Here is a 15,463-nt window from a genome sequence, read left to right as displayed (position 1 = left end):
CTTTATCAGCGAGCTAGGGATGCGTTGGCCTCGTCGACAAACTGCTTGGCTGCGTCAGCAGCCTTGATTTTCTTGTAAAGAAGAGACTCCTCCACTTGTGGCAGAGTTTGGGTATTGACCGTGGCGGCAGCAGCGGGGCTTGGCGGATTGATCGTGGATGATTCCGGGATCACCGTGTCGTTCATGAAGGCCACGACCTTCTTTTCCTCCGGGCTCAACAAGGTGGTTATGGCCTCCAGCGAAGCCTTGGCCACCGGTAGGCCTCGGTCGGTCAGCATGGCCTTGACTGCCTGCTCGTTATTGGTATAAAAATCAATGTACTTGGCTGCCAGTTCAGGATGTTTGCAGGTCTTTGCAATGACAAAGAACATGCCTGGCTTGACGTAGTTGGCCTTCTTAAGATTGGCTGAAGGCCATGGCGCCAGCTCCAAATCCGCATCCTTGTCCGCCTTTTGCAACGCCGTCAGTTGGGAAGTGAATTTCATCGAAACCCAGGAGCGCCGGGAAGGTTCATTGCCGTAGACAAGAGGATCCTGTTCAACCGAACCGGTCTGGATCTCAGTGAAGACATCAGGACCAAGATGCCACCCCTGATCTATGCCGTCTTGGTAGACTTGGAAGTAGGGCTTGATTTCCGCTGCATTCGCCCCCAGCTTCTTGTCCTCGAAAAGCGTCTTGCCCTGCCCTCTCAGGACATATTCCAACAGTTCCGAAGCTTCATAATACCTGAAGTTGGTCTTATAGCCCGTCTTGTCATGGATGGTTTTGGACATGGTTTCGAATTCATCCAAGGTCAAGGACTTAGGCATGGTCAGCCCTGCCTGATCCAACACTTTCTTGTTATAAATGAGTGCAGGCGAGGAGGAACCCAGCGAAAGGGCGTAGTACTTGCCATCCATTTTTCCGGAGTCGAGCACATTCTTGTCGATTCCCTTGGTTCTGATGGTTCCATCCTTCATGTACGGACCCAAGTCCAGGAGCTGCCCGTTCTCCACATATTGCTTCAGATAGGAGTAATCCATAGCGACCACATCAGGCATCTGCTTACCGGCCACCTGCGTGGACAGCTTCTTCCAGTAGTCGTTCCATTCGAAGAAGGAACCCTTGACCTTGACGCCTTTATTGGCCGCCTCGAAAGCTTTGTTGACCTTGGCTTGACGTGCATTGCGATCCTGGTTGCCCCACCAGGCCACCGTAAGCTCGCCACCCCCGGCGCTGGAATCGTCCTTCTTGGTTCCACTGCCGCAGGCTGCCAACGACACCAGCGTCGCACCAATGGTGACAACGGCAAGCAACCGTTTCATGTTCTTCATTGAACTACCTTTCTCTTTACCAGTGGAGCATCAATACCAGCTTTCCACCTATGAAAATGGTAGCAAATGTGACGCTAGTTACATTAAAATTGCCATTTATTTCAGAAAATAACCACAATTACTATGAAATTCTATCAGCGAGACTTAGCTGAGGGCACTGCCGTGGAATCACGGGTAATCAGCATTTCCGGGATGACCAGCCCTTGGCTTTGGTCGCCACGCAGAGCATTGTCCTCTGCCTGGCCTTCATGAAGCATATCCAGCAGAATACGCATTGCAGAGCTGCCCAATCGTTCCTGTCGAACATCCACAGTCGTGAGTCTGGGACGAACCACTCGAGAGAGCACACTGTTGTCGAAACCAATCAGACTCAGGTCCTCAGGCACTCGAACCCCGCGCTCCAAAAGACCACCCAACAGACCGGTGGCCATCAAATCGTTGAAAACCACGATTCCGGTCAGGTCATGCTCCAGCATGACGGCGTCGCAGGCATTGATCCCTCCCCCGTAGGACGGCTCAAAAGGCCCCAGAATCGTACTCTCCAATCCGAACTGTTCAGCACAACCAAGAAAAGCCTCTCTGCGCTTCGCATTGGTCCATGACCCTTCGGATCCACCCACGTAGGCCACCCTGCGGTGCCCCAATGAAGCCATATGCCGCATAGCCTGCACCATACCCTCCCGATCATCGGCACAGGCGGTTGCATACCCCTCCAGCTGACGGGAGACCAGTACAGTCTTGGCGGGATCGAACCGGGCACGCAGCATGTCAGCCTCGAGCCGAGGGGCTATGACAATCTGCCCGGCAGTGGCGGCAGTCGCACGGTCAACAACCTCGTCCGCATTCTCCACATTCAAATCGTCGACAATGAGCTGGCAGGAATGCTGATGAGCCACGGTGAGAAGCCCCTTGAAGAGGTCAGCGAAATAAAAGTTGCCTATATCGGTGACCAGAATACCGATGCTCTCAGCTCGAGCTGTAGAGGATCGCCTCGGTGAGCTGCCCGATCGGTAGCCCAAGGTCTGCGCAACAGCCCTGACGCGTTCCCGGGTCTGACTCTTGACCAATCCGCCGTTAAGGGCACGCGATACCGTGGCAGCCGATACACCCGCTTGCGCCGCAACATCATGAATGGTTGGCTCGCCCATTTCCATCACCTCGTCTATCCGATCATCCATGGCGAAAGCTTATCAGCAGGAAACCCCGCGGACTGCTACCGAACTACTCGTTCTTTACCAGTACATAGCGCTTCATCGCAGCCCAGCCAGCCATGTTGCCGACCAATCCCATGAGGACAAAACCGATAATCGGCATGACCGGAACGGTATAGGGAAGACCCAAATAGCACACTGCAAGAATCCCGGCATCAACAGCCAGCACCAGGGCGGTCGTGGGCAGACAGAGAAAGACCAGCCTCACTGCATTGGCCAATAGTGCGCCCACGCCCAGATCAGTAAAGGCGATCATGGGGAACAGATAGATGGAAGCGGATAAAAGAAGCAAAGCAATCACCAAGCAAAGAGCACCCGGAATCGGAGCCATGGGCAACCCGGACCGTGGATAGAACCATACCCCAAGGATTGCAGCAGCCAGGCCTGCCAGCAGGGACCATCCTGCAGGCAGGGATCTCCTCCACTGACCTGCAAATGCCTTGCGGAAATGATACAGGGGATAGCAGATACGCCGCTCCAGCATGAGTCCCAGCACCTTGCTCATTGCAGTCAGGGCACAGGGTATGGTGACCACAGGAAGGCAGGAAACCACAAAAAGCAAATTGATGCCCACCAGACGACCGGCATGCCACCGGAGAACACTCAGCAGGAGCATGGGCCCGTGAGGATTGTTGTCCGAACGTACGCCGTGTTTATGATCGCCGTAGAAGAAGCCATAGAGATTCATAGAGAGCCCATACCCCTTTCGCTCATCCCTTAAGGCCCGAAGTGCTGACCCCCTCCACCAGATAACGCTGGAAGAAGAGGAAAATGAGGATACTGGGCAGGATGGATACGGAGGCCATGGCAAACATAGCTCCGTAATCGGAGCTCGAACTTGGATCTGCGAATAGCTTCAGCGCCAGGGAGACCGGGTAGCGTTCGGTATCCGATACGTATAGCAAGGCCGAAAGAAAGTCATCCCAACGCCACATGAAGGAGAATATGCAGCCAGTGACAACCGCAGGGGTGATCAGCGGGCAAACCACACGGAAGAAGATTCCATAGTAAGAACATCCATCCAATTTGGCAGCCTCGTCCAAGGAACGTGGAATACCATCAATGAAGTTCATGATCAGATAGATGAAGAAGCCCTGAATGGCAAAGCAGTAAGGCACTATCAGCGGTAGGTAGCTGTCGGTCCAGCCCAATTTCTGATACCAGAGGTATTGGGGCACCATAAGCACCTGGGCAGGAAGCATCATCGACAGGAGCATGGCCACAAATAAGACCCTCCGTCCGGGGAACCGCAACCGGCTAAGCGCATATGCGACAATGGCCGAAGAGGCTATAGTGCCGATGGTGGCCACAATCGAAATGAACAGAGAGTTGCCGATGTATCGCAGGAAGGATGTCCCGGCAAAACCCTTGAAACCGTTGATATAGTTTTCCAGCGTCCAATGAGACGGGATCAGTTGCCCCGAAGTGGCGAGAACAGAGGCAGTCGGCTTGAAGGAACTCAGCACCATCCAGACGATTGGATAGATCATGAGCAAAGCACAAAGCATAACCACGATGTGATAGAAGACTCTGCGCAGAGGAAACCCCCTACGCACCCGGGCCGCAGAATCGTGCCGACTGTTGGCATCAGCTGTAATGATGGTCATGATCAATCAGGCCTCCTCGTTGTAGACCCAGAACCGTTTTGTCAGGAAAAGCACACCGGTATACAGCCCGATCAGCAAGAGCATGACCCAGGCCATGGCCGCGCCATACCCGGCATGGTAACGGGTGAAGGACTCATCGTACATGTAGACCATGTAGAAAAGGGTCGTGTTCCTGGGCTTGCCCTGAGTGATGATGTAGCACTGGGTGAAAGCCAGGAATCCATTGATGGACTGCATAACCAGATTGAAAAATATGGTCGGCGTCAATAATGGCAGCGTGATCCGCCAGAACTGATACCACTTGTTGGCGCCGTCAACGCTGGCCGCCTCGTAGAGCTCACCGGGGATTTGCTTGAGGGATGCCAAAAAGATGAGCATGGACGACCCGAATTGCCAGACCGAAAGGATAATCAAGGTCCAAATAGCCGTGGACTCGTTCCCAAGCCAGGCGAAATGGCTGTGTATGCCGAACAAACCGAGGGCCTTGTTGATGACGCCGTCGGCCGCGAACATCTGCTTCCAAAGGATGGCCACCGCCACGGATCCCCCCAGGATGGAGGGCAGATAGAAAGCGGCCCTGTAGAAGCCGGAGATGCGCGAATTGCGCAAAAGCAGCATGGCCACCAGCAGGGCAAAAACCAGCCTGAGCGGGGTGGAAATCAGAGCAAAGAAGAGCGTTACGCCCAGGGACTGCCAGAAAAGCGGGTCCGCAGTGAACATGCGCACGTAATTGTCCAGTCCAATGAATTTCGGCTCGCCAATGATGTTGTAGTCGGTAAAAGTGTAATAAAGGGAGAGAGCCAGCGGCACTATCAGGAACATCAGAAAGCCGAAAATGAAAGGGGCGGAGCATACAAGTCCGGCCACTTTCTCACGCTCCAGGAAATTGACAAGCCGACCATGAGGACGAAACCTCAGACCCGGCCCTTCCGTGGACCCATCGGCAGGAATCTTCCTGCCGACCGCTTCTATGGCCATAGCGCAACCTCCTTGTATTCGACGCGACATCAGTCGGAAGCCCGTGCGGCACAGCCGAATCGGCAAACCTCAAAACAGGGATCGTCAGCGATCATTCACCCTTGAATCTTTTGGTTATCGGCTAGAACATCATGGAACTACCCGTTATCACATCCGGATCAACCGCAACACTGACGACTCTACAACAAAATGAAAACAATGTCATATTCATTCCTATTTTTCATGAAAATTTCATTTATTACATCATATTGGTGGGCTTCTATGCCCAACATATGCATAAATCCTCCACCCGGTTCCATTTGACCATACATCCTGTGCCATGAACACAGGGGGCCGAATCCTGTGAGTTCTCGAATTCGGCCCCAGGATCATATCCCATGCCGACCATCATCGCGTCCCTACACAAGGCACAAGGTACGAGGCGCCTCTGACCCTAGGCGATAACACAGAGACCGATGGGGTTGTAGTCGCGCATAGGGGATTCAGTCAGAATCAACCACTGCCAGTTTCCACCGAGTCGTTCGCGACCATACATCCGGCGAAGATCCTTCTGGATCCTTCCCACCTGGCTGGCCCTATGACACACATCCGGATCTGCCGCAACCACGGAACCCGACACACATGGCAACTGGTTCCTCATATTGGCCGAAGCTTTAGGACCTCTGGAATCCTGTTCGAGCCGTGATTCCCGGCCCGTACAGCGTCAGCGGGGACAGGCTCCAGCACCGACCCAGCATGTCCGACTCCATACCCGGGACCTGACGGGGAAGGTCCTTTTCAATCCGGATACAGCCGCAGGCGAAGACCACCCGTCTCGAAATCCTCCATCGATCATCCTGCCTCAACCACCTGGTAGGTCAAATCGTGGATGGTCCTGCCAGCCCGAATGCCCTTGCGCTCGAAATTGGTTACGATGCGGCCCTCAAATCGATTCGACTCGGCAAAGTCCCCGTGAGGCATCTCTTCCGCCAGAGCCGCAGTCCCTTTGCCTACATGGCCCAAAGGCAGCCGAACTGTCCTATCGCCTAAATTGCACAGGCCCGGATGATCATCCAGCACCTCGTGCACATGCAGGGCATAGTCCTCGATATCTGTGGCTATCCGCCAAAGCCCTCCCGTGCGCAGGCATAGCACCACCGCATCGGCCAGGGCAGGCTGGATCAGCCGACGCTTATGATGCTTGGTCTTGGGCCAGGGATCAGGAAAGAAGGTCCAGAGCTCGTCAATCAGGTTCGTGTCCATGTGCTCCAGCAGATCCGGGGCATTGACCTGGGCCAGCCTCAGGTTGGCCAGCCCCTCCTTGCCGGCCATAAGCATAGTGTGGGCCAAACCGGGACGGTAGACCTCCAAGGCCAGGTAGTTACGTTCAGGATGGCTGCGGGCAGCAGCCACGATGTTCTCGCCCTGGCCAGAGCCGATTTCGATGGTCAACGGCGCTCGCCGCCCCCAGATTCGATCAACCGCATCCTGATCCATCTGCAGATTCTGAGCCACCGACAGTGGGGACCCCTGCCCACGCAGATTCAGCATGTAGAGTCCGGAATAGCGCTCCCAGGCAGCTCCCAGACGGGGACTGAGTCTGCCGGAACGCAGGACGTATGAGACGATTGTCCTTTGACCGGATTTCTGTGGTTGCTCAGTGTTTTTCACCCTTCATGTATATCCTAAATATAGTGACTGCATGGCCTGTGGCGCGTTTGTTTCCGTGATATACTCAAATTGAAACAAAACAGAACATTTATACTCAAAATTGAACATGATCGCATCTGCGGTATTCAAAGAAAGGCGAGGAAAATGGCCATTCTGGTGACAGGAGGGTGCGGATATATTGGCGCCCACGTGGTCCACGCCCTGCAGGAGGCAGGCAGGAAGGTCGTCGTGGTTGACGACCTCAGCTATGGCAAGCCCAATCGGATCGGCAATGCTCGTCTTTACGGCGCTGACGTGGCCGCCCCAGGCGCCGATCAACGCCTGGCTGAGATCATCAAGGAGAACAAGGTCGACTCGATCATTCACTTCGCGGCCCGCAAGCAGGTGGGCGAGTCAGTGGAGAAGCCCATCTGGTACTACCGGCAGAACCTGAACGGCATGATCAACGTTTTGTCTGCCATGGCAAAGACCGAAGCCAAGAAGCTGGTCTTCTCCAGCTCGGCTGCAACATACGGCGAGCCTCCGGTCGACGTGGTCCCCGAAGACGTGCAGCCCATGGTCCCCATCAACCCCTACGGCCAAACCAAGCTGGTCGGCGAATGGATGGCCCGTGCCTGTGAGCAGCCCTACGGCATTCGCTTCTGCGCCCTGCGCTACTTCAATGTGGCCGGCTGCGGGCCGGTCAGCCTGGAGGACCCGGCCGTCCTCAACCTGATTCCCATGCTCTTCGACAGGCTGCGGCAGGGCAAGGCACCCGCCATCTTCGGCGACGACTACCCCACCCCCGACGGCACCTGCGTGCGAGACTACATCCATGTCTCCGACCTGGCAGACGCCCACATCGCAGCCCTGGATTACCTGGACCGTGACCAGCGCCGCTACGATGCCTTCAATGTGGGCACCGGCCAGGGCACATCCGTTCGACAGATTGTGGACGAAGTCAAGAAGGTGACGGGTCTGCCCTTCACCGAGGCCATCAAGCCCCGTCGCGCTGGAGACCCGCCGCATCTGATCGGCGACCCCACCCGGATCAACACCGAGATGGGCTGGCATGCCAAGTACGGCGTCGAAGAAATCGTCGAATCAGCCTGGAAAGCCTGGCAGGCCAACCCTGCCCACCACATTGACACCGATGGCTGGCAGCAGCAGGACTAGGCAGCGACGCGCCGGGGCTTGCATTCCTCCGGCGCTCATGTAAACTTTCCTCTTGGCTGTTCGAGCAGCCTCGGCTCCGTAGCTCAGTTGGTTAGAGCGCCGCCCTGTCACGGCGGAGGTCACCGGTTCAAGTCCGGCCGGAGTCGCTGGGAATGGTCTGGTCCGGTTTGTCCGGGTATTTTGGACTGTTCATGGCTCTGTAGCTCAGTTGGTAGAGCGAGCGACTGAAAATCGCTAGGTCAACGGTTCGATCCCGCTCGGAGCCACCATAAAATCCCCACTCGCCGGAACGGTGGGCCTGAGGGGTTTCTGTTCTCTCGGTCTTTGCGATTTGGATTTATCCCAGAGGGTCCCCGACAAGCCGTTGGAAATCTTCATCGGCCTTGCCATTGTCCATGTTGCGTTGCATCTATACATCCTGTGTCATGCTTGGGTTGCTGTGCATCTTGTCGACTCCTGAAGAACTGCTCCAAGCACACTCACGTACTTGGCCATCCTGCACATCTCCATCGTGCCGGTGCCGAAGTCTACGACTGACCACTTCAGCCTGCAAGTCCGAATCGAGGGCCACGGCTTGACCGCCGCGAGGTCTTCGAGACCTTCACCGATGACAGGCAAACTGACGACAACAGAATCGAACAGGCCCAATCTGTTCAAACGCCCGGTACTGCCACCGGCGAACCCCGCCCCGATTCTTAAGGCCTGAAGGAAAGCCGTGGAGCAGGAGGCCACCTGCGTCCCCGGCGAGATCGTCCCTGACACGCTCATACTCAAGATGGCCATCGTCGCTCAGGACATCGAGGGCGGTGCCGAACTGGACGGGATCCTGGTCAGGACCAGCAAGATAGACGTACTCAGAGAGCAGAACCCGAGGCCTTGAACCACGACCACTTGGCCGCCAGTATGCAACCCGGCGTGATCATTAAGGCCAACATCGCGCTACTGTCCAACACGGCCGACTCCACCGGTCTGCTTAACCAGCCCGGCAACACCGGCTTCGATCCCATCAGCGACGCAATCACCTCGGTGGAGACCAACGGCGGCACAGTGATCCTGCATCGTCACGGATTCGCTTTCCTGGGGCCTGCCATGCAAACTCAAGACCGAAAACAAGACCCTACAGCTCGGCAGCCCCGCCGAACAATCCGAACGCAAGCTCTACGGCCTGCCCGTGCACATCACGCCCCAGATGAACCCCGGCTACATCCTGGTCATCGACCCGGCCAGCCTCATCGCAGCCATCGGACCTGCAGTACATGATAACCTAGTCCCAAGGTCTGGAGACCCTCCGGGGTAGTGAAATAACCTACGGAAACCAGGGGATTGTCCCCAGACCCCCCCCCCACCGTAAAGCTACAGGGCTGCAATAGTCTTGCCAGGAGGTCCTCGAGGGTGGTGAGATAACTGACGGCAACCGGAGGAGCGCCGAGCGGCCTTTCCGAATTCAAAATGACAAGCCTCCCTCCCGCGGCATCAGAAAATGCGAGGCTGACTATTCACGACCTTGGTTCGATCCCGCTCGGAGCCGCCAGTCATCAAACCCCTGAGATTCATGAAGAATCCAGGGGCTTAATTGATATTTGCATTCATATATCGTCAGGGCAGCTGACGCACCACCCAGTCGACGATGTAAGGCGCAGTGTGCTCGATCTGATCGATCGCCACTTCGAACTCACGAGGGCCGCCATACCAGGGGTCCACCAGATCGATTCGGCTCTCCCGGCCCGGCGCCGGCGTGGGCAGATTCGGGTCAAAGCTGCGGTACAGGTGCACGGCGGAACGCTTGCCTGAGGGCAGCAGACGGAGCAGTGCGCGCATATGGTCGGCAGTCATGGGCAGGAGCAGGTCCGCGTCTTCTGCCTCCTCCCGGGTGATCCGGTGGGCGAAGTGATCGGCCGGAACCTCATAGCCCCGCTCGCGCAGAACCCTCTGAGCACGCCGATCTATAGGGTTGCCAAACTCCTCATCGCTGACCCCGCTGGATTCCACCCTGACCTGGTCCTCATCCAGTCCGCGATCCTGAAAGAACTTGCGCAGGATGATCTCAGCCATGGGCGATCGGCAGATGTTGCCGGTGCAGACGGTTATGACGTTATAGGGGCCCTGTGAAGCCTTTCCTTCGGAATTCTGGCCCATCAATGCACCTTCCCATAGGTGATGTACCGGAACCGTGGGATGGCAGCCGCCTGGTCCGGTTTGGCAGGGGTCATCCATTGACTCTTGTCGCGCACCTGCCAGAATCGCTTGCTGACCAACTCCTCCATATCGGGCACAAAGACATCAGCTGGAGTCTGCAAATCAAGGTCGGTCACATAGGCCGCGTCAGACAGCGGAAAGAAGGTGCTGAAGACCCCTGCGCCGCCGATGATCCAGATTTCACTGCGATCCATCCCATCGTCGGGAATGGCTTCCTGCCGGGCCAGCTCCAGGGCATCGTCGGCAGCAGATACCACGGTGGCGCCCGATGCCCGGAACCCTGGGTCACTGGACAGAATGATGTTATCCCTCTTGGGCAGTGGCCGCTCCCCCATGGAGACCCAGGTCCGCCGCCCCATGATGACAGGATGGGATACGGTCAGCTCCTTGAAGTGCCGCATGTCCTCGCTCAGATGCCAGGGCAGCGCATTGTGATAACCGATGGCGCCACGTCGACCGTCAGTGGCCTGCGCCTGCGCCCAGATCATATTGACCGATGAGCGGCGGCCTATCTCTTCTTCCTGATGCCGCCATTCCTCATCACCTAGAAGCCCGGCCTGACCGGGCTCGGGTTCGTGATAGCCGCTTCGACTATTGTCATGCTCCATCTGTTGCGTTCACTCCTCATAGTGAGTAGATATACGAGTACATTCTAATCTTCGGATTCGACGGTGCCCGTATTCGGCTCAGCGCACCATCAGACCGCCACTGGTGCCTTGATGGCGGGATGACATTGATAGTCCACCACCTCGAAGTCTTCGTACTGATAGGAAAAGATGGAGTCGGCCTTGTGGATGCGCATGGTCGGATAGGGATAGGGCTTGCGCGACAACTGCTCCAGAACCTGCTCCACATGGTTGTCGTAGATATGGCAGTCGCCTCCGGTCCAGACGAACTCCCCCGGCTCAAGACCTGCCTGCTGGGCCATCATCAGGGTCAGCAGGGCGTAAGAGGCGATGTTGAAGGGCACCCCCAGGAACATGTCGCAGGAGCGCTGATAGAGCTGGCAGCTCAGCCTGCCGTCGGCCACATAGAACTGGAAGAGCGCATGGCAGGGAGGCAGAGCCATGCTGTCAACCTGGGCTGGGTTCCAAGCAGTGACGATCATTCGACGGGAGTCCGGGTGGGTGCGTATCAGATCCAGCACCTTGGCGATCTGGTCGATGGTGTGATTGGGGTCCTCCGGCGTCGGGGCTGGCCAGCTGCGCCACTGGACCCCATAGACCGGTCCCAGATTCCCGGTTTCCGGGTCGGCCCACTCGTCCCAGATATGCACACGGTTCTCCTGCAGCCAACGCACGTTCTGCGACCCCTTCAGGAACCAGAGCAGCTCGTAGGCGATGCCTCGGAAGTAGACCTTCTTAGTCGTGATCAGGGGGAAGGAATGCGATAAGTCGAAGCGCATCTGCCGCCCGAACAGGGATATGGTCCCAGTGCCCGTCCTGTCGGACTTCAGAGTGCCTTCGCGCAGGATGGTGCGCACCAGATCCTCATAAGGGGTGGGAATGTCCGAGTCGGGACGCTCAGGGATACGTGTACGGATGCGCTGCAGTTCTTCCGATGTCAAGGCCATGCGGCCATACTATCAAGTCCTCGGTCAGCTGAGCGCGCCCCGGTGACGAATCGCACAGTCCGGGTTAGATTGGAGGAGCAGGTCCGGCCACAGGGTCGGATCCGGATGACGCACCCGTCCGGGTGCTGAACAAGGAGGAACAGATGGGCAAGAGACTTTGGGTTGAACGCGACAAGGACGGCACCTGGAACGCCTATGGCGACAACGGCGCCCACATCACCTTCGGCAAGGGCGAGGATCAGTTCAACCCCGGCGACCTGATGAAGATTGCTCTGGCCGCCTGCGGAGCCCTTTCCAGCCAATTCGCCGTGGAGAGCGCCCTAGGTAAGGGCAAGGGAGCGAAAATCGTGGTGGACGGCACCTATGACGCCGACGATGACGCCTACCTGAGCTTCGATGAGCAGGTGGACGTCGATGCCACTTCGGCCAGGCTGGCCCAGGAGGATGCAGACAAGCTGGAGGAGCGGATCCGCCGCCATATCGCCAAATCCTGCACCGTGGCACACACCTATCAGCGGGAGACCCCGGTCAGGATCTCCGTCAAGGTTCGCCACTGATCCGGCAACAGTAGAGGAGCGGGGACCTCCAGGTCATGGAACTTCGGGGGTCCCCGCTCCTTGTCATTGCTTTTTCCGGATTGTCCTGCCCCTACTCCTCGTGTTCGGGGTCTATGGTCGACTCCAGGTCAGCCAGCTGTTCAGGCTTGGCCGAATCCACAGAGACCTGCTCCACGCCGGTAATATCAGCCACATTGGTAGTTTCGGCAGCATCCGCCGCGGCCTTGAGCCCGGACTCCTCTGCCTCCACGTACTTACGCGGCACCACGTAGACGGGGCTGACGGCATGCTGCAGGAGCCCCTGGCTGGTCGATCCCAGCAGGAGCCCGGTGAAGCCGCCTCGACCACGTGAGCCGACCACAACCACGTCATGGGTCTTGCTGGCCTGGGTCAGAGCCTCCACAGCCGAGCCAGGCACCACGGTCTTGTTGATGCGCAGATTCGGGTAGGTCTTCATGAGCGGTTCGATTCGGGTATTGAGGTCATCCAGGTAGGAGTCCATGACGCTGCGCTCCTCGGCCGAACCCGTACCAGTCAGCCCGGAGATATTGGGCACTGCCGACATGACATCAAGTTCGGCATTCCAGCTGTCGGCGAATGCTGCGGCGATCTGCAGGGCCTTAAGGCCCCACTTGGACTCGTCGGAACCCACAGCAACCCGCTTGATGTCGTTGCTCAGGTGCATCAGGTTGCCGTCGTCGTCGGTGTAAGGAACCACCACGATAGGGCAGTAGGCGTAGGCGGGCAGGCTGGAGCTGGTGGTGCCCAGCAGACGCTCGGCCAGGCCGCCCTTGCCCCGGTTCCCAATGACAATCAGTCGGTAGTTACGGCTCAGTTCCACGAAGACCGATGAGGGATCCCCCGTCACGATCAGCGTGGCTGCACTAACCCCCTGCTCATCGGCGATTGCCTTGGCCTTGGAGAGAATCTCCTGGGCGTCGTTGTGAGCCGCTACATCGTCTCCCATGGTGGTGTAGGTCGCGTCGAAAGAAACGGCCGCATATGAGGGAAGGGAATATGCGCAGACGATTTGCAGGGTCAGCCCTGCATGCTTAGCGTAGTTGGCGGCCCACCATGCCGCCTTGTAGCTGGCGTCCGAGCCATCGACGCCTACCAGAACAGCCTTGTCGTTGCTCATCCGACGACCTCCTTATAAAACTTGGCGATGACAAACCGACATCGCTCTTTCTGTCAGAATATCGCATGCAGACCTGATCAATAAGTTGGCCAGGGCCAACACGCGAGGAACTTCGACTCTGAATATGCAAAACGCCCCACAAGGGGGCGCTGAGACTTCATTCGTAACTTCCTCTCAGACCAGACGACGATACTCGAAAGCCCGATAAAGCTTCTCAACCGTTACGGTCCGACCGACATCCGGGGCATGAATCATGCGGCCACCACCGACATAAATGCCTACATGGCTGCCCTCAGGAGTCACAATCAGGTCGCCAGGAGCAGGATCCGTGACCGGCACACCCACTGAACGTTGCGCATCGGCTGTGCGGGGCAGGCCAATACCGAAGTGAGCGAAAACATACTGGGTGAATCCGGAGCAGTCAAAGCCCGTGGCCGGACTGGTCCCACCAAACACATAAGGAATCCCCTGGAACTGAAGGGCGTAGTTGACCACATCTGCACCCCTGCCAGTGGCCGGCACATCAGTGATTGCGCTGACGGTACTGCTACGGGCAGCCGAACGACTGACCTGCTGCGAGGACTGGTTCCGACTGGCTGCAGCCTGTGCCTGTTCCTGAGCCTGTTGGGCCTTGGCTTCAGCATCCTTCTCGGCCTGAGACTTGGTGGCAGGAACGTTCAAAGACTCAATGCCACCCCAGCTGCTGTCCTTTTCGACGGTGGTAGCCGTCGACTCGGTCAACAGGTCTGCACGCACCTTGCTGCCGGGGGTGAATGAACGCGACGAAGTAACTACGGCTTCACTGCCGTCACTGGCCTGGGCCACGGCGGGTATACCGATGGAAAGCGTGCCACAGATCGTGGCTGCTGCCATCATGCTCACATACTTGCGTGTTTTTTTCATCGGGCACAATTCTATCACGTATTACAAACAAGAACCATCTAAAAGAACCAACTATAAAGACTGCAATCCGCGCAGCCAAGAATCAGTAATGGATGTAGCTCAAAGCGTGCACATTGGACAAGGTACGAGAGTAGGTCTTTCCGTTCATGCTGGCACTGCACTCGGAGGTGACGATGGACCCGTCAGGGTTGATCTTCTCGACGATGGCCACATGGCCGTAGGTGGAATCCGAGCCCTCCTGACCGGCTTGGAAGACCACGATGTCGCCGACATTGCGCGGCGTGTTGTCCACCCAATAGCCCAGGGAGCGGGCAGAGCCGGACCAATCCTTGGCATTGCCCAGATGCGAGCCCACCGGCAGACCCAGCTGGTGACGCCGGACATAGGCCCACCAGGTGCACTGGCTGAACTCGTAGGCGTTGCCCGCATCTCCAGTGGCATGATCGGGATTGAACCCTGACGGCAGAACCAATCGGTTGGCATCCATCAGTACTGCCACATTCGGATTGTTGGCCAGAGATTTGGACATCTGTCCGGCATCGAGTTCGGATTCGCCCAGCTCCCAACTGCCTTCATTGCGTTGTGAAGCCGTCGCCAGGGGCTGGCGGTAATCAGAACGAGAGACCCTTGCACCACTATCATTTGCGCTGGAGGAACCGGCAGAGGATGAGGGGGTGACCAAATTAATTGCGACACTGTCGGCCAATGGCAGGGACCAGTCGCCCCGAGCCTGAGTCACAGCCATGGAGGAAGCGGCGGCACCGACCAGGACGGTCAGGGCTGAACCTGTCATGAAATGAGAGCGACGGGCTGATGCCTTGGCGGCCAGACGAATGGAACGACGGGTTGGGGGGGCCACCTCGTTGAGCTTGGCCGCCAGGGCATCATCAAGGTCATCAATGCCCACTGCCTGGGTTACGCCTGACGCGCGGCCGGTCGACCAACTGCCGACACCTGCGCCTCGCCTGGCCGAAGCCCTGTGCGCAGCATGCTTCATCTAGAATCACTCCCGTTTATGTTCCGACGCGACTTTCGTGTCGTATCACGAACCATCACAAGGCAACACCATACCGCAAGCGAGAACCCAGACCAAATGACCTGAATTGTCCATACGGGTGTACTCAAGCATGGCTTCGGTGGTCGCTCATCTTCGACAACCACGGAATACGCTAGGATTATACG

General features: G+C 57.3%; 15 protein-coding genes and 2 tRNA genes. 5 read left to right on the top strand and 12 right to left on the bottom strand.

Going from position 1 to position 15,463, the window contains the following annotated elements; genetic code table 11:
* Positions 1 to 5: 5 nt before the first annotated feature.
* From ACUIAF_RS08640 to trmB, 6 genes are all read right to left on the bottom strand, one after another.
* Positions 6 to 1,313: an ABC transporter substrate-binding protein gene (locus ACUIAF_RS08640; RefSeq protein WP_015022265.1), complete on the bottom strand. Its 1,308-nt coding sequence runs from the start codon at positions 1,311 to 1,313 to the stop codon at positions 6 to 8.
* Positions 1,314 to 1,447: 134 nt separating this feature from the next.
* Entirely contained in the window at positions 1,448 to 2,461 is a 1,014-nt protein-coding gene (locus ACUIAF_RS08635; RefSeq protein WP_445338595.1) for a LacI family DNA-binding transcriptional regulator, read from the bottom strand.
* Positions 2,462 to 2,534: 73 nt separating this feature from the next.
* A complete protein-coding gene (locus ACUIAF_RS08630; protein ID WP_445338594.1) occupies positions 2,535 to 3,212 on the bottom strand; it encodes a DUF624 domain-containing protein in 678 nt (225 codons plus the stop codon).
* Positions 3,213 to 3,234: 22 nt separating this feature from the next.
* On the bottom strand, positions 3,235 to 4,131 hold the full coding sequence (locus ACUIAF_RS08625) for a carbohydrate ABC transporter permease (RefSeq protein WP_445338592.1): 897 nt from the start codon (positions 4,129 to 4,131) through the stop codon (positions 3,235 to 3,237).
* A gap of 6 nt (positions 4,132 to 4,137) precedes the next feature.
* Positions 4,138 to 5,109, bottom strand: coding sequence for a carbohydrate ABC transporter permease (locus ACUIAF_RS08620; protein ID WP_015022269.1), 972 nt, complete (start codon positions 5,107 to 5,109; stop codon positions 4,138 to 4,140).
* Positions 5,110 to 5,940: 831 nt separating this feature from the next.
* The gene (trmB, locus tag ACUIAF_RS08615) at positions 5,941 to 6,759 is read right to left on the bottom strand and encodes a tRNA (guanine(46)-N(7))-methyltransferase TrmB (protein WP_445338590.1); all 819 of its coding nucleotides are present in this window, start codon (positions 6,757 to 6,759) and stop codon (positions 5,941 to 5,943) included.
* Between the two features lie 144 nt (positions 6,760 to 6,903).
* On the opposite strand from trmB, the gene galE reads away from it, so the two are divergent.
* The 4 genes from galE (at position 6,904) to ACUIAF_RS08595 (ending at position 8,794) form a co-directional block, all read left to right on the top strand.
* Positions 6,904 to 7,914 (top strand): UDP-glucose 4-epimerase GalE, encoded by a 1,011-nt coding sequence (gene galE / locus ACUIAF_RS08610; RefSeq protein ID WP_445338588.1) that lies wholly within the window; start codon positions 6,904 to 6,906, stop codon positions 7,912 to 7,914.
* A 72-nt stretch (positions 7,915 to 7,986) separates the two neighbouring features.
* Positions 7,987 to 8,060 (top strand) — tRNA-Asp (locus ACUIAF_RS08605).
* 47 nt (positions 8,061 to 8,107) lie between these two features.
* Positions 8,108 to 8,183: transfer RNA gene (locus ACUIAF_RS08600), tRNA-Phe, on the top strand.
* Positions 8,184 to 8,629: 446 nt separating this feature from the next.
* Positions 8,630 to 8,794 (top strand): hypothetical protein, encoded by a 165-nt coding sequence (locus ACUIAF_RS08595; protein WP_015022272.1) that lies wholly within the window; start codon positions 8,630 to 8,632, stop codon positions 8,792 to 8,794.
* A gap of 716 nt (positions 8,795 to 9,510) precedes the next feature.
* Here ACUIAF_RS08595 and ACUIAF_RS08590 read toward each other — a convergent pair.
* The 3 genes from ACUIAF_RS08590 to ACUIAF_RS08580 form a co-directional block, all read right to left on the bottom strand.
* The gene (locus ACUIAF_RS08590) at positions 9,511 to 10,050 is read right to left on the bottom strand and encodes a low molecular weight protein-tyrosine-phosphatase (RefSeq protein ID WP_445338586.1); all 540 of its coding nucleotides are present in this window, start codon (positions 10,048 to 10,050) and stop codon (positions 9,511 to 9,513) included.
* Positions 10,050 to 10,718 carry a dihydrofolate reductase gene (locus ACUIAF_RS08585; RefSeq protein WP_110417557.1) on the bottom strand — a complete coding sequence of 223 codons (669 nt, stop codon included), beginning with the start codon at positions 10,716 to 10,718 and terminating at the stop codon, positions 10,050 to 10,052. The genes ACUIAF_RS08590 and ACUIAF_RS08585 overlap by 1 nt, the downstream gene beginning before the upstream one ends.
* Positions 10,719 to 10,807: 89 nt before the next feature.
* A complete protein-coding gene (locus tag ACUIAF_RS08580; protein WP_015022276.1) occupies positions 10,808 to 11,683 on the bottom strand; it encodes a thymidylate synthase in 876 nt (291 codons plus the stop codon).
* Positions 11,684 to 11,826: 143 nt separating this feature from the next.
* Between ACUIAF_RS08580 and ACUIAF_RS08575 the strand changes: the two genes are divergently transcribed.
* Positions 11,827 to 12,240 carry an OsmC family protein gene (locus ACUIAF_RS08575; RefSeq protein WP_110417558.1) on the top strand — a complete coding sequence of 138 codons (414 nt, stop codon included), beginning with the start codon at positions 11,827 to 11,829 and terminating at the stop codon, positions 12,238 to 12,240.
* 91 nt (positions 12,241 to 12,331) lie between these two features.
* Here the strand turns inward: ACUIAF_RS08575 and ACUIAF_RS08570 are convergent, their stop codons facing one another.
* The 3 genes from ACUIAF_RS08570 to ACUIAF_RS08560 all read right to left on the bottom strand — a co-directional run bounded on the left by ACUIAF_RS08570 (position 12,332) and on the right by ACUIAF_RS08560 (position 15,278).
* The gene (locus ACUIAF_RS08570) at positions 12,332 to 13,378 is read right to left on the bottom strand and encodes a universal stress protein (protein ID WP_015022278.1); all 1,047 of its coding nucleotides are present in this window, start codon (positions 13,376 to 13,378) and stop codon (positions 12,332 to 12,334) included.
* A gap of 174 nt (positions 13,379 to 13,552) precedes the next feature.
* Positions 13,553 to 14,281, bottom strand: coding sequence for a C40 family peptidase (locus tag ACUIAF_RS08565; protein WP_445338584.1), 729 nt, complete (start codon positions 14,279 to 14,281; stop codon positions 13,553 to 13,555).
* A gap of 82 nt (positions 14,282 to 14,363) precedes the next feature.
* A complete protein-coding gene (locus tag ACUIAF_RS08560) occupies positions 14,364 to 15,278 on the bottom strand; it encodes a CHAP domain-containing protein (RefSeq protein WP_445338582.1) in 915 nt (304 codons plus the stop codon).
* Positions 15,279 to 15,463 lie beyond the last annotated feature (185 nt).

This window comes from Bifidobacterium sp. ESL0822, from assembly GCF_052606675.1.
This window is presented reverse-complemented; position numbering and strand designations above follow the sequence as displayed.

Excerpts from the sequence above, each read along its gene's own strand:
- ACUIAF_RS08635 (WP_445338595.1), bottom strand. The coding sequence starts at position 2,461 with ATGGGCGAGCCAACCATTCATGATGTTGCGGCGCAAGCGGGTGTATCG.
- ACUIAF_RS08565 (WP_445338584.1), bottom strand. The coding sequence starts at position 14,281 with ATGAAAAAAACACGCAAGTATGTGAGCATGATGGCAGCAGCCACGATC.
- ACUIAF_RS08640 (WP_015022265.1), bottom strand. The coding sequence starts at position 1,313 with ATGAAGAACATGAAACGGTTGCTTGCCGTTGTCACCATTGGTGCGACG.
- ACUIAF_RS08570 (WP_015022278.1), bottom strand. The coding sequence starts at position 13,378 with ATGAGCAACGACAAGGCTGTTCTGGTAGGCGTCGATGGCTCGGACGCC.
- ACUIAF_RS08585 (WP_110417557.1), bottom strand. The coding sequence starts at position 10,718 with ATGGAGCATGACAATAGTCGAAGCGGCTATCACGAACCCGAGCCCGGT.
- ACUIAF_RS08590 (WP_445338586.1), bottom strand. The coding sequence starts at position 10,050 with ATGGGCCAGAATTCCGAAGGAAAGGCTTCACAGGGCCCCTATAACGTC.
- ACUIAF_RS08625 (WP_445338592.1), bottom strand. The coding sequence starts at position 4,131 with ATGACCATCATTACAGCTGATGCCAACAGTCGGCACGATTCTGCGGCC.
- ACUIAF_RS08620 (WP_015022269.1), bottom strand. The coding sequence starts at position 5,109 with ATGGCCATAGAAGCGGTCGGCAGGAAGATTCCTGCCGATGGGTCCACG.
- galE (WP_445338588.1), top strand. The coding sequence starts at position 6,904 with ATGGCCATTCTGGTGACAGGAGGGTGCGGATATATTGGCGCCCACGTG.
- ACUIAF_RS08630 (WP_445338594.1), bottom strand. The coding sequence starts at position 3,212 with ATGAATCTCTATGGCTTCTTCTACGGCGATCATAAACACGGCGTACGT.
- ACUIAF_RS08580 (WP_015022276.1), bottom strand. The coding sequence starts at position 11,683 with ATGGCCTTGACATCGGAAGAACTGCAGCGCATCCGTACACGTATCCCT.
- ACUIAF_RS08575 (WP_110417558.1), top strand. The coding sequence starts at position 11,827 with ATGGGCAAGAGACTTTGGGTTGAACGCGACAAGGACGGCACCTGGAAC.
- ACUIAF_RS08560 (WP_445338582.1), bottom strand. The coding sequence starts at position 15,278 with ATGAAGCATGCTGCGCACAGGGCTTCGGCCAGGCGAGGCGCAGGTGTC.